We start from the raw sequence: 13,868 nt of genomic DNA, 5'->3' as shown, positions 1-13,868 counted from the left end.
TTATCAACGTCTCGCTCCTTCTGATAGCAGTCGCAAAGATCTTCGGAATGTTGCGGGAAAATATAGTTGATTGGTCAGATTTAAATAAATAGGAATATATGCTAACCCTAAACTCTACAGCACTTAAACTCAAAGCTATGCAGATCACGGCGAGTCAAGAACTCGCCAGTGAAGACGCTAGCGGCCAGAGCTCAAGCACCGACAGCGCCGAAACGGGCGCTAAGGCCAAAATGCTAAGTGTGGCCGGCTTCATTCCTTTTACTGAAGCTGCGCACTTATCAGACTTGTTCAATATGGCCGAGGCGACCGAGGCAGGTGCAAGAATGATCTACCGCATAAGCAATCACACCGCGAGTGCGCTTGGCATTAAGCAAGTGCGCTTTGCCAGCAAAATTGATGCAGTTGAGCAGCAAACCACAAGGCAATGGCGCGTTAACTTTACCTTAAGTGAATATCGCTCAGTGCCAGAGAAAAAGGAGCAACGCTTGCCACAAGCAACCGCCAACCAACAAGGTGGTGAAGTTGAACAGTCCGGTGTGCAATACGCTTCACTAGATAAACTGCTAACTGAAAATTTTGGTGAGTTGAGAACCTAATGAATAAGCCGAACGCTCGCTTTATTGCCCGTGCCACGGTTAACACCAATCCTGTGGAACTAAAAGACCATTGGCTAGTGTTAAAAAGTGACTCCCCAGGTACTTGCCAAATCACCGTCAATACCAAAGTGAATCGCTTGGATAAAGTGGCGCTTGATTTAGGCTGGGGCGAAATGGTTGATCGGGTGTTTATCGGTTACGTTGAAAGAGTTATGCCAGCCGTTAATGGCTGGTATACCTTGTTTTGTCGTGAATTGGCCGCATCACTAGCGTTTAACTTAAGCGTAATGTTGCGTCACCCAACCATGCGCCAAGTGCTTGATGAAGTCAGCGCGCAAACAGGCTTAAGTTTTGTAGTACCAGATAAAACCTACACTAACGCATCGATACCGTGTTTTTATTGCGATGGTTCGGGCTATGAAATCTTAGATAACATTGGCCGCGCTTATCAAATCCCAGACTTTATCTGGCAACAACAAGGCAATGGTCAAATCTACATTGGCAGTTATCAAGATTCATACTGGCACAATAAGCCGGTTGTGATCCCCAATGCCTTAATGACCAACCATCAAGCAGGCAGAACGGCAACCATGCCAGCGGCGCCAATGGTGCGCCCAAATGTCACCGCTAACAATGAGCGTATTAAATCAGTCGAGTTCAAGCAAACTGAAATGATCATCAGTTGGTAAGGAGCTGATAAAGTGGAAACAGTAATTAAACGTATCGTGCGGCGGTTATTCCCTGAGTTAACATCAGGCCTGCATTTGCCACGCTGGGCAAAAGTGGTCGCACTGCCTGAATTACCAAAAGAAGATGGAGAACGCGGTAGTGATGCATTCTATCCACGCTATGCCGTTGACGTGCAGCTGCTAGATGAAAACGGCAGCGCCACCAAATCCAAACCACTGCAAGCCGTGCCATTACCATTACCAGGAGCAGGCGACAAAGCTGGGCGGTTAGAGCCTCCGGCTATCGGCTCAATTGTTGAAATCGGCTTTGCATACGGCAGACCGGACAAACCATTTATCAGAACCGTATTACCACTAGGCTGGGACTTGCCAGCCATCAAAGCAGGTGAAACCCGTAACCAAGTGCGTGACGGGGTGTATCAGCATATTGATGACAAGGGCAACTTCGAGAACAAGACCGACGAGTCACTAACTGACATAATCGGCAAAGTTGCCGATCTGCAGTGCCAAACACGTAAAGTGATTGCCCGTGAAGAACAAGACCACCGCAGCCCAAAGACATGGTTAGGTAGCGATAATGAAAACGTACTGAAGTTACTATCAGAATTAATGGCAACGGTAAAAGTACTAGCAACAACATGTGCAAGCCATAAGCATGGCAGTAGCCCAGTACCAGACAAAGCCAGTGAGTTTAGCGCCCAAGCAACGCAGGCCAATAACCAAAAGGGAAGACTAGACCCAATCACCAAGTAATGGCTTAACGCATTACATCACGGATAAGGTTAACAACTTAACGGATAGCGCAGCTAACTTAACGCATAACGTCATCGACTGAACCAATAAGCCCAGCCATAGCGCTGGGCTTTCTATTGCCTGCAGCAAAGGCAATTCTATCTATGCTCGATGTTGTTCAATGACCGCAAAACCATCGATACGGGTTCGGTTCCTGTCGTGGGGCTCGAACCCGTGCCCAGATACAAGCACCCAGTTTCACCCACGGAAACCAACGCCGCAGAGAATCCGCGCCACGAAATCCGCACTCTTCCTCCCCTCCTGCGCGCTTTGTATAATTTTTTAATTTCAGTTTTAGATTATTGCAGTTCATAGGCGCAGCCTGCGCCATTCCTAGGGCTTTTAATGGATCGAAGATCTGAAATGATCGCGGTTTATTTCACTGTTTTACAGTTCCATACAGGCGCTTTGAGAGGCTAAGAAATCGTGAAAGCCGCATGAATGCTGGGTTTTCGCTGGATTCCGTGGGGTTTTAATGAGAAAGGCTAAAAAATAGAAAGGTGATCAAACACAATAAAAACATTAAGTTAGATAAAAATAAAACTGAAATGAAAAAAGCGGGTAAATCAGTGCCGCCAATGTCGCCACTTTAATTTGGCTGTCGCCACTTTGTCGCCACTTGGCTATTTGTCGCCATTATTGATAAACAGTTAATTGAGTAAAAGACGTCACCAATCATCAAGTAAACATACCGCAAGTGGCTGAAAACAGGCAGAAAAAAAGGCCAACCGGTTAAGGTTGACCTTTCTTAAGTATTGGTGGAGGCGGCGGGGCTCGAACCCGCGTCCAAAAAGCCTACATCCAAGGCGCTACATGCTTAGTCTCTCTTTTGGTTAACCAAGTACACTCCGAAAGACAGGATTGTAATTGGCGAGTTCAGTACTGTTTCGCGGTTCACCCCTGAACGTGGTTCCCTCGCTATCAAATGTAAAGGTGACCATCTTATTACTCTGCCCATTTGATAAACGTGAGCAAGATGGCTAGCTAGCCTAAGCTGCTAGAGAGTAGTTAGAGTCGTTTGCAACTATAACGGTGCGGCTTTTTACGAGGCCAACCGCCCCTCGGCATGCTCCCAGGGTTTCGAGAATCTTGTCGAATCCAGAATCGCCCCCAAGTACAATGTGATTGTAACGCGACCTAGCTTGTTTTACCAAGCATAAAAATCGCATTTACAACCGATTGTTCGTTATACGTACGTTATTCATTAGGTACGTTGTTGAAATTACTGCTGTACCGCCTTCTTTATGGTACGAGCCTTTTCAATTTGCCATTCGCGATCTTTAGTATCGTCGCGCTTGTCGTGTTCTTTCTTACCTTTACCTAGGCCAATCTCAATTTTAACCCAAGCGCCTTTCTGCCAATACATAGAGATTGGAACAATTGAGTAACCTTTACGGTCAACTAGCCCTTGCAGCTTATCAAGCTCTTTACGTTTAAGTAGTAGCTTACGTGAGCGCAAAGGATCACACACTACATGAGAAGAGGCGGTATTAAGTGGTGCGATGGTGCAACCAAAAAGGTAAGCCTCGCCTTCTCTTAAAAAGACGTAGCTTTCGGACAAGTTGACCTTGCCCATACGAATAGACTTAACTTCCCATCCCATGAGGGATAGGCCTGCTTCTAGCTTCTCTTCAAACTTATAGTCGAAGGTTGCGCGTTTATTACGTGCGATTGAAGCTGAACTGTTCTTTGAATTTTTTGCGTTTTTCTTAGCCATAGGAGACACATTATACTCAGGCTTAGCAAATATGGAATTGGGCAAGTGGATTTATTCGATGTTTTGTTGTTATCAGCGGTGAGTTTGTTTGCTTTTTAGTCGCTTAATATCACTCTTGAGTATCAAAGATGCGTTTTTTTGTGTTCATGTTAAAATCGACCTTTGGTTTTTAATTACTGAGTAGCAATCTTCAATGCCGCAAATTTCACGCAGTGTATTAGTTCGCTTCAGCGCGATGCAGATGTATGACTTAGTCAATGATGTTGAGTCATATAAAGAGTTCTTGCCCGGATGTGTCGGTGGTAAGGTGATAGAGTTTGACGGCAAAACGATGCTGGCGTCGGTTGATGTGGCAAAAGCGGGGATCAGTAAAACCTTCACTACTCGCAATCAAGTTGTTGCTGGTAAAAGTATTCAATTACAATTAGAAAACGGTCCTTTTAAAGAACTCGTTGGTGAGTGGACGTTTACTGAGCTTACTGAAGATGCCTGCAAGGTAAATTTCGAGTTGCAGTTTGAATTCTCTAGCCCAATTGTCGATATGGCCTTTGGCAAGGTTTTTAAAGAGTTGATGGGATCCATGGTAGCTGCATTTACGAGCCGCGCGAAGGTGATATACAAATGAGTACTGAACAAACATCATTTTTGGTTGAAGTTATTTATGCGCTACCCAAGCAGCAAAAGCTGATTAAGGTTCAGGTTCCAGCCGGAACGACCTGTATCGATGCGGTCAAGTTAAGTGATATGCAGCGTTACTTTCCTGATATTGATCTTGAAACGGTAAAATTGGGGATTTTTAGCCGCTTAGTTAAGCATGATGAAGTGCTACAACCCGGTCAACGCGTTGAGATTTACCGGCCATTAATTGCCGATCCTAAGGATGTGCGTCGTAAACGTGCAGAAAAAGCGAAAGAAGATGGCCGAATTAATAAGATTACGGGTAGTAAGCTTTAATGCCCCTGAAATTGCTTTAATGAATAACGGCTATTAATGACGGATACAAAAATGGCGACGCCCAAACGGGAGTCGCCATTTTTGTATTGATGCCAGGACTAATTATTCAAACTTTTCTGAGAGTGTCTCAGGTTGTGTTTGTTCCTCTTCGATCAGAGGTTTAGCTTGAGGGCGCTGCTCTGGGATCAAAGGATCACCTTCTGGGGTGTTGATCTCTGGTAACTTACTTTCTTCAAGTGGGACACCAAAGTCAGGGCTAAGCTCATAATCACCTTTCACTTCAGTTAGCTTATCGCCATTAAAGTTAAGGATGAGTTCTTTATGGATAATGCTGGCGTCACGGCCACTCTTATAGTGGTAGACATAATACCAAGTATCATCTGAGAAACTGTCTCGTAAAACGGGACGACCAAGCACGTATTCAACCTGCTCTTTAGTCATATCGATTCGTAACTTTTCAACTTGCTGCTTTTCCATATAGTTACCCTGAGGGATATCAGGTTTATAGATCAACCAGTCAAAAACACTACAAGCACTAAGTGATAACGAGAGCGCAGCAGCGCCCAAAAGGGTAAGACTTTTCTTTTTAATTGTCATTGAATGCGCTACTTCATCAAAATCTGTCGGTCATAATACCCAAGCAGTCACCCTTATGACAAGGAGTATTACTGCAAGGCGTGCTTGGGGCGGAATTCTTTACTTTAATTAAAGGATTTAACATTAATCTCAGCATTGTGGGTATATTGAGTCGACAAACGGCAAATAGTTCATCTATCGCACTAATTTGTTAAAAATGACGCTATTGCTATTGTAATGCCAGGATGACTCTTACAGTATGAAATTCAATTGGATACTATCAAATTATTCACTTTATATCGCGGTTGAAAAATGGTTTAACTAGAAAGGTAAAACCATTTTATTGTCGATTAAATGTATTGACCTATTTTGTGTTTAAGTTACGCAATTGTTATGCTAAATTAACGTGGTTTTGTAATCTATTTGCGCAGCTTAGTTTTTTGCAGCAAAACAACAATAATAATCGTAATAACAGGCAATTGAGTAAATGACAGCAAAAGAAAAAGGAACTTTGGTTTGTGTCGGCACGGGTTTGAACTTGGCCGGACAAATTAGCGTACTGAGTAAAAGCTACATAGAGCATGCTGATGTGGTGTTTTCTCTGGTGCCAGACGGATTTGCACAGCATTGGCTTGAGTCTCTCAACCAAGACGTGCGCAGTCTTCAGCCTTATTACGCTCAAGAAGGTGAAGTTAAAAACCGCCGAGATACTTATGAACAGATGGTGGCAGCCATTTTAGAGCAGGTGCGCTTAGGCAAAAGAGTTGTTTGTGCGCTATATGGTCATCCGGGCGTTTTCGCTTGTGTATCGCATTTTGCGATTACTCAGGCAAGAGAAGAGGGTTATCCAGCGCAAATGGAGCCGGGTATTTCGGCCGAGGCCTGTTTATGGGCCGATGTGGGTATTGATCCTGGCGCCTCGGGTCATCAAAGTTTCGAAGCCAGCCAATTTATGTTTTACAAGCATACGCCAGATCCGACAACGCACTTACTGCTATGGCAAATTGGCATCGCTGGCGAGCATACCTTAACTGAGTTTCATACTTCATCAGACAGGTTACAGGTGTTAGTAGAGCAACTTAACGAGTGGTACCCTCTAGAGCATGAAATCGTGCTATATGAGGCCCCTAACTTACCCACTCAGACTCCTAGAATCGACAAGATAGCCTTGAAAGAACTGCCGTTTGCGCGTCTTTCATCTATCACGACCTTGCTTATTCCACCCTCGAGAGAGCTAGAGTTTAATCATGAGGTATTGGCCAAGCTTGGGATCACCGCCGAAGACTTAGGTTAATGCCCCTGTGGTGATGAGCTTGCAGTTTTGAGACTGAGACGATTAAGCATCTTAAGATGCTTAATGTCGTAAACAGCAATTACAAGCTAGCAGCTGTAAAACGAGCCGTTAGGTATCAACCTGAAATAACTCGGCTGCTAAATAGCTAAGTAGCTAGGTAAATAAGCACTGAAGTAAACAGTCACTTAAGTAAAAAAGTCACTGAAGTAAAAAGTGCGAAGAAAGTAACTAAACAAAAAAATAAACCAATAATATTCATTTAATTTAAGGGAATAATCATGTCTAAGTTTAACAATTTTTTCGAGAAGCTAGGTTCAGACGCTAAGTTACTGGAGGAGTATAAGCAAGATCCTCAAGGTGTGATGAAGGCCAATGGCCTAGCTGATGATGAAATTCAGGCTGTGATCTCAGGTGATGAAAATAAGCTTAAGGGATTATCTGGCAGTAAAGGTATTCAATCATTTTTGCTTGTTTATGTAGATAAAAAGTAATTGTAAAATGAGATTATTCATAGTCTTATTTTCTGTACTAATTCTGTTTTTTCCTAATATGAGTTATGGAGAGGGTTTAGACTATGAGCAAGTTCTTGAGGAGTTAGAGAAGAACATAAGTGCTCCATCGCAGAAGTCCGAAAAGCTTATTGCTCAATTAATAGGAGAGTGGAACAATTTATCGAGAGAGCAAAAAATTAATGTTTACATCTATCAAGCTGTCTTTCTAACGTATCAGGGAAATTATAATGCATCTGTAGTTAGTTTAAAAAATGCTGAGAAGCTAGCCCCTCGAGATGCATTGCAAAGTAAAATTCATCAATCATTATCAGCTAATTACATCGCTTTAAAGCAGTATTCTGAAGCATTAACGTTGATGGAGGACAGTTTACAACGTATTGATAAATATGATGATATTGAAATTAAGCTCAGCAGCTATGTTCGCTTGGCTAACTTAGCCTTGGTATTAAACGCCTACCAAGATATGAGAGAGTTCGCAGCTAAATCTGCTGAACTAAGTGCTAAAATCAATGATGTCCGTCAACATTGTTTTTCATTGCTGATGCTCGCTGTTGTTGATTTAAAAGAAAATAGGTCAGGCGAAGCGCAACAGGGATTTCTCAGTAGTCAAATTTATTGTGAAGAAAAAAAGTTCCCACTTATTGGCTTGATGTCACAAAAGGGCTTAGCTTTAGTCGCTCTCCAGAGCGAGGATTATAACAGGGCTAAATATCTGCTAGAGCCAGTATTAAAAGGTTATCAAGAGTTTAATTTTCAAACTGAAATCAATCATGTAAATGCGTTACTTAGTCAAACCTATTTGAGCTTAGGTGATGCCTCCCAGGCGGAAGAGTTTGCTAATAAGGTGATGAGTCTAAGTGATGACCCTAGCCATATTGAATATAAAGCGATTGCCGCAAGAGTATTATCGCAACGCTACGTTGCGTCAAAGCAATATAAGCTTGCTTATGACTATCTCGAATCCCATCAACACTATACCAATTTAATGCTCGATGACACTAAAGCCAAGGCTAATGCTTATCAGATGGCGAAGTTTAAACACCGAGAGCTGGCGCGTGAGATAGCGTTACTTAATCAAGAGCGTGAATTGCTGCAAACTCAGAAAGAGTTAGATCAGTCAGATCGAACCAATAATTTAATGATTGTAACTATGTTGATTGGCAGTATTTTCTTCTTGTCGCTATTCGTTATTTATAGCCACAGACAGAAAATGCGTTATCGTAAACTGGCATTAACCGACAGGCTGACTGGTGTTTATAATCGCGGAGCGGGTCAAGACTTCGCTGAGAATGAGTTCGTGCAGGTCAGTGTGCGCCAGACAGAGTTTTCCGTAGTGGTATTTGACTTAGATCTGTTTAAAAATATTAACGATAGTTACGGCCACGGGACAGGAGACTGGACCTTAAAACATGTGGTGTCTGCGGTAAAACCCCTTATCCGTGACAGTGATATTTTTACTCGCATGGGCGGAGAAGAGTTTGCACTTTTTTTACCTTACTCAAATGAAACTGTCGCATTGGGGATAGCAGAGCGCTGTAAAGAGGCTATTGCCGCGATTGATACTAAATACTCTGGGCATGCATTTAACATTAGCGCCAGTTTTGGTGTTGCGGGTAATACTGTTGAAGATCTCAGCTTAGATCCTCTATTAAAACGTGCAGATATAGCCCTTTATGCATCTAAGCACTCTGGTCGTAATAGGGTGACATTATATACTGCTGAACTTGAAAGTGAGGCGCTGACGGATGAAGCTAATAACCCTCTTGTATTTAGCTAATCTGAATTTATGATTGGCTTATAGGCTGGTATAAACTAAGTTGCTTCTTTTTACGGAGGGGGAGAGTCAAAGACTCTTCCTCTAGGTTTAACTTTACTCCAGAGTTAGTAACAGTCTCGAGTTAGCTCTGCTCTAGCTTTAACTCTACATTTAGCTCTACTCTACCGTTAATTAACTCTTAGCTTACGTTAGCTTATGTTAGGCAGCAAGGGTGTAACATGCTTTATTTCTTTGGTTTCACTTCAACTCACAACGATTAATCTAAGAACAACATAACTTAAGTGTATCGCTTCAGTATTGAGCTTAGTTACTGGCTTAGTTACTCGCATTGAGCTTAGTTATTGAGCTTAGCTATTGGGTTTCTATTTCAGCTTGTTTTCTCTGTCTCTGTCCCTGTCTCGGCAACTGCTGCGTCGCGTTTAGCTCAACGTCGAGAATTTAATCTTATCGTGCTTATTTAAATTAACCATATAACGACAACATAGCTCCATGAGTAATTAATCCCCCATGAGTACTTAGTCCAAGTACTTTGATTTAGTGTTTTGATTTAGTGCTTTGATTTAGTGCTTTGATTTAGTGCTTTGATTTAGTGCTTTGATTTAGTGCTTTGATTTAGTGCTTAGTTCGTGGCTTAACGTCACGAATTAACTTAGTTTTTTGCCACGTAATGAACTTTTTTGCATTTAAACCAATGTTTTTCTCAATGTTAGTCAATATTTATCGAGTCATAATTTGCGTTAGCTGCAGCCCAGTCAGCTTCCGTAAACGTTAACGTTAGATTTAAACGGTTGTTTAAATTGTGGTGGTGGTTATCTGCTTATATGTCATTGTTTTAAAAAGGTTTGCATTTGTGTATCGCTGTGTGAGAGTAAACGCCAGCTTAAATCTGCAGTCTGCAGGTATTGATGTTTGAGTGTAAAAATAGTGTTACGCAGTGAAACTTTGTAACGGATTTACTTTTAGTTTGTTGCCTTGGTCAATTTGTCTTACAACTTGTTCAGTTTATCATGGAATTGATTTTAAAATATTCATAACTAATTGCTTTGAAAGTATTTAATCGGTTTGCGGTGTGCGTCTTTGAGTCTTTTAATTATGGGCTGTAGGCTTGAGTAAAGGACTTGTGTGACCGGGTGTCAGCTTGCAACTTGTACGCTTAGTCAGTAGGTTTTGTGGTAAATCAACATATGCGTAAGCATTTAAAGCATTGCATGCTGCTTAGTTTGACTGACAGGGCCGGACTGGACTGACTGCTCTGAACTGACTGCCATGGAGTGACAGCCTCGAACTGAATGCTCTGGACTGACAGGCTTTAGCAGAAGCTGCGAGGCGGGAAGCAAAATGCGATTAAAAATGCTTTTAGATGTTGCTACAGAAATATGAGTACAGTTTTAGGAGATGAAAGATGACAGAGCAACTTACAGCAGCACAAACGAAATCAGAAACGACATCGTCGACTCAGGAGTTGTTGATTAACGGTAGAACTGTCGCAGGGCAAGAAACAGTGTTAACAGAGGGCTCGCTGTGTTTACTTAAAGCCTTATGTAAGCAATTTGCACCAGAGGTCCCTGAACTGCTTGCTCGCAGAAAGCACAAGCAAAAGCATATCGATCTAGGCGAGCTGCCAGATTTTTTAGAGCAGACTCGAGCGATCCGTCAAGGACATTGGCAGATCAGAGGCATTCCTGCCGACTTACAAGATCGGCGGGTTGAGATTACCGGCCCTGTTGAAAGAAAATTGGTCATTAATGCACTTAATGCAAACGCTAAAGTATTCATGGCTGACTTTGAAGACTCACTTGCTCCAAGCTGGGAAAAAGTGGTGCAAGGACAAATAAACCTGCGTGATGCGGTTAACGGGGATATTAGTTATACCGCAGCTGAGACGGGTAAACATTACTCATTAAATGAAGATCCCGCCGTGCTTATTTGTCGAGTACGCGGTTTACATATGCAAGAAAAGCACGTGCAGTTTGCGGGGAGCGCCATTCCTGCTGCGCTGTTCGATTTTTGTATCTATTTTTACAATAACTATCGTGCTTTATTAAGTAAGGGCAGTGGGCCTTACTTTTATATTCCTAAACTTGAAAGTCATCTGGAGGCTAGGTGGTGGGCTAACGTGTTTACATTTGTTGAAGAGCGCTTTTGCCTTCAGCCAGGCACGATTAAGTGCACCTGTTTAATTGAAACCTTGCCTGCAGTATTTGAAATGGATGAGATCCTATATGAACTTCGTTCAAATATCGTCGCATTAAATTGTGGTCGTTGGGATTATATCTTTAGCTACATTAAAACCTTAAATAATCATAGTGATCGTATACTACCAGATAGACAGTCGGTCACCATGGACAAGCCATTCCTAAGTGCTTATTCGCGTTTGTTGATAAAGACCTGCCATAAACGTGGAGCGTTAGCTATGGGCGGTATGGCGGCCTATATTCCTGCCAAGGATACTGAATTAAATCAACAAGTATTAGCAAAAGTGAAGCAAGATAAGCAACTTGAGGCACGTAATGGTCATGACGGTACTTGGGTTGCACATCCAGGACTTGCAGATACTGCAATGGCTATTTTTAATGAATATATAGGCGAAGATCACGTCAATCAGCTCCATATTACACGCGATGTCGATGCGCCAATCCATGCCCGTGAATTACTTATGCCTGCAACGGGGGAGCGGACTGAAGCGGGTATGCGTCTTAACATCCGTATCGCACTACAATACATAGAATCCTGGATTAACGGTAATGGCTGCGTTCCTATCTATGGGTTAATGGAGGACGCTGCCACGGCAGAGGTTTCTCGTACCTCCATTTGGCAATGGATAAAGCATCAGCAGCCGCTTAGCTCTGGCGTTATTGTTACCAAAGGTTTATTCCAAACAATGTTGGTAGAGGAGTTAGCTCATGTCAAAGAAGAGGTTGGCCCAGAGCGCTTTACTCAGGGAAGTTATACTCAAGCCGCTGTATTGCTCGAAACCATCACGACTTCAGATGAACTTGTCGATTTTCTTACCGAACCGGGTTACCAATTACTGACGGCTTAAATTTTATGCGCTAAAGGTTTGGCTACATTTTGTAGCTTGTGTCCCCCGCACTGTATTCCTACGTGCAGTGCGGGTTTTTAAATTATTAACACCACACTTTTCGCTGGTGTTCTGCTTGTGATTGGCGACTCTTCGGAGTCGTTTTTTTTATTTAAAATCAGTATCGTTTTGTAATAGTGTTGTTGGTTAATGAACTGTAAAGGTTTATTGTTAGTGATTAACGTATAGAATGTAGCAATAGCTTTATAGCTGTTGTGTTAAGCGTAGTGATTGTGCATTAGGTATTGCGCATAGTCGCAGTGGATAATGTAGAGTTTCAGGGGCGAAATCAGAACAATGCATCACTTGCATGGTTGATGGCTAGTCGTCATAAGATGAGAGTAACTTGAAAGCAACTCATAGAGAAAATAGTCGATTTAATGGCGTTGAATATTGGACTAATCGTATTAGTGACCAAGAGATGCCTGCGCTTTGCTCTACGGTGAAAACTCTCGAAAAACTAGCAAAAGACGATGTGTCTTCTTTGTCGATTCTGGGTAAAAGTGTTATGCATGATAATGCATTGACCTCCAGAATTTTGCGAGTAGCAAATAGCGTGACCTACAGTAAAGGGATTAGCCAGGTTACCACTGTTAGTCGTGCCGCTGTGGTACTGGGTTTTGATACGATAAAGAACATCTGTATTACTGCTAAATTACTCAGTAGTTTGTTAGAGGCTGAAGGGCTTACTGAGGGCGTTTACAACAGAATGCTGAAGCTAATGGCACAAGCATTTCAAGCTGCAATGTTAACCAAAATGTTACTCAAAGACTATGATGAAGAGCTGCAAGAGGAGGTTTTTATTGCCTCTTTGCTTTATCACTTAGGAGAAAGTGCTTTTTGGAGTACGGGCTGCGCAGAAACCTTAGTGCTTGATAATAAGCTTAACCATTGTGATTCTATGCAAGAGATGAATAAAGCCACGCGTGAAGTGCTCGGCGCTACTTTTGAGCAATTATCTTTAGGGCTTGCACGGAGCTGGGGCTTAGGTCGTTTACTGATAAAATCACTGAGTCAGCCCGATGAGCGAACTCCAGAAATCCGCAGTATTTTTCTTGCTAATAAGCTAAGCGAAATATTGTGTCAGAGTCAGCCATCGATGGCTGAGCTGTCGAATCGATTAAAGCAAACTGCTGATATGTTAGGTCTAGAGCTTGATGAGCTTAAAGGGCGGATCATACGCTGTCATAAGGCGACCAAAAGCATGGCTGATGCTTATGGCGCGCGGATTTTGGTTGAGCACTTACCTGATCCAACTTACTTATCTGGAGAATTAGAACATACTGAGCCAACAGTTGTTATTTATGCGGCTGATGCAAACAGACAGTTGCAGTGTTTGCGTGAATTGACTCAGTGCGCGTTAAATAAACAAGATTTCAATCAAGTACTTTCCATCGCATTAAAAGGGATCTTAACCGGAGTGGGTGTTGATCGCTGCTGTGTGTTGTTGTTAACACCTAACCGAAAAAATTTAGTGCCTATAATGGTTTATGGTGAAGGCAGTGAACAAATGAAAGCCTCATTTACGATTGCTTTGAACAGTACAAAAAGCGTATTTCAAGATTGTATTTCTTTAAAGAAGGCACTGTATATTGATAATCCAAGATTGCCTAAATGGCGTTTATTTATGGATGGTGACATTTCAGCGATAACGGCAGCAACGGGATTTATGCTCGCTCCTCTTATAATGGACCATACAGCGATAGGTCTGGTCTATGCAGACAGAGACAGTTCCGGTCGGCGTTTATCCCAAGATGATTTTACAAGTTTTAGCCATTTGGTTGATATGGCGAATGTCTGTTTCTCTGCCTCGATTAAATAACGGGGATTAAGTAATAGAGATGAAATAACTCATATGGGAGCTCTTACAGGGAGCGCG

12 protein-coding genes and 1 other RNA gene are annotated in these 13,868 nt (G+C 42.4%); 10 read left to right on the top strand and 3 right to left on the bottom strand.

The genetic code is table 11. The features are described 5' to 3' along the window. The first annotated feature begins 98 nt into the window (after nucleotides 1-98). The 3 genes from ACVBIU_RS11230 to ACVBIU_RS11220 are packed head-to-tail and all read left to right on the top strand — an operon-like array spanning nucleotide 99 to nucleotide 2,038. Nucleotides 99-596: a baseplate complex protein gene (locus tag ACVBIU_RS11230; protein WP_447163821.1), complete on the top strand. Its 498-nt coding sequence runs from the start codon at nucleotides 99-101 to the stop codon at nucleotides 594-596. Beyond that, entirely contained in the window at nucleotides 596-1,285 is a 690-nt protein-coding gene (locus tag ACVBIU_RS11225) for a hypothetical protein (RefSeq protein ID WP_447163822.1), read from the top strand. Before ACVBIU_RS11230 ends, ACVBIU_RS11225 begins: the two co-directional genes overlap by 1 nt. Nucleotides 1,286-1,297: 12 nt before the next feature. Next, nucleotides 1,298-2,038: a hypothetical protein gene (locus ACVBIU_RS11220; RefSeq protein ID WP_447163823.1), complete on the top strand. Its 741-nt coding sequence runs from the start codon at nucleotides 1,298-1,300 to the stop codon at nucleotides 2,036-2,038. Between the two features lie 795 nt (nucleotides 2,039-2,833). On the opposite strand, the gene ssrA is transcribed toward ACVBIU_RS11220, so the two are convergent. Then, nucleotides 2,834-3,189, bottom strand: a transfer-messenger RNA (tmRNA) gene (gene ssrA, locus ACVBIU_RS11215). A gap of 110 nt (nucleotides 3,190-3,299) precedes the next feature. Next, nucleotides 3,300-3,794 (bottom strand): SsrA-binding protein SmpB, encoded by a 495-nt coding sequence (smpB, locus tag ACVBIU_RS11210; protein WP_012154535.1) that lies wholly within the window; start codon nucleotides 3,792-3,794, stop codon nucleotides 3,300-3,302. A gap of 193 nt (nucleotides 3,795-3,987) precedes the next feature. Between smpB and ACVBIU_RS11205 the strand changes: the two genes are divergently transcribed. Continuing rightward, nucleotides 3,988-4,419 carry an SRPBCC family protein gene (locus ACVBIU_RS11205; RefSeq protein ID WP_447163824.1) on the top strand — a complete coding sequence of 144 codons (432 nt, stop codon included), beginning with the start codon at nucleotides 3,988-3,990 and terminating at the stop codon, nucleotides 4,417-4,419. Then, a complete protein-coding gene (locus ACVBIU_RS11200; protein ID WP_447161170.1) occupies nucleotides 4,416-4,748 on the top strand; it encodes an RnfH family protein in 333 nt (110 codons plus the stop codon). Before ACVBIU_RS11205 ends, ACVBIU_RS11200 begins: the two co-directional genes overlap by 4 nt. 102 nt (nucleotides 4,749-4,850) lie before the next feature. Here ACVBIU_RS11200 and ACVBIU_RS11195 read toward each other — a convergent pair whose 3' ends face one another. Further along, nucleotides 4,851-5,345 (bottom strand): outer membrane protein assembly factor BamE, encoded by a 495-nt coding sequence (locus tag ACVBIU_RS11195; protein WP_447161171.1) that lies wholly within the window; start codon nucleotides 5,343-5,345, stop codon nucleotides 4,851-4,853. 466 nt (nucleotides 5,346-5,811) lie between these two features. On the opposite strand from ACVBIU_RS11195, the gene ACVBIU_RS11190 reads away from it, so the two are divergent. The 5 genes from ACVBIU_RS11190 (at nucleotide 5,812) to ACVBIU_RS11170 (ending at nucleotide 13,811) form a co-directional block, all read left to right on the top strand. Further along, entirely contained in the window at nucleotides 5,812-6,618 is an 807-nt protein-coding gene (locus tag ACVBIU_RS11190; protein WP_447161172.1) for an SAM-dependent methyltransferase, read from the top strand. Between the two features lie 278 nt (nucleotides 6,619-6,896). Next, nucleotides 6,897-7,109: a hypothetical protein gene (locus tag ACVBIU_RS11185; protein WP_447161173.1), complete on the top strand. Its 213-nt coding sequence runs from the start codon at nucleotides 6,897-6,899 to the stop codon at nucleotides 7,107-7,109. Nucleotides 7,110-7,116: 7 nt separating this feature from the next. Then, on the top strand, nucleotides 7,117-8,907 hold the full coding sequence (locus ACVBIU_RS11180; RefSeq protein ID WP_447163825.1) for a tetratricopeptide repeat-containing diguanylate cyclase: 1,791 nt from the start codon (nucleotides 7,117-7,119) through the stop codon (nucleotides 8,905-8,907). Between the two features lie 1,402 nt (nucleotides 8,908-10,309). Further along, nucleotides 10,310-11,950: a malate synthase A gene (gene aceB, locus ACVBIU_RS11175; RefSeq protein ID WP_447163826.1), complete on the top strand. Its 1,641-nt coding sequence runs from the start codon at nucleotides 10,310-10,312 to the stop codon at nucleotides 11,948-11,950. Between the two features lie 385 nt (nucleotides 11,951-12,335). After that, nucleotides 12,336-13,811 carry an HDOD domain-containing protein gene (locus ACVBIU_RS11170; protein ID WP_447163827.1) on the top strand — a complete coding sequence of 492 codons (1,476 nt, stop codon included), beginning with the start codon at nucleotides 12,336-12,338 and terminating at the stop codon, nucleotides 13,809-13,811. Nucleotides 13,812-13,868: the final 57 nt, after the last annotated feature.

It is taken from the genome of Shewanella sp. 30m-14, from assembly GCF_052977125.1.
The sequence above is the reverse complement of the archived record's forward strand: the minus strand, read 5'-3'. Positions and strand labels throughout refer to the sequence as shown.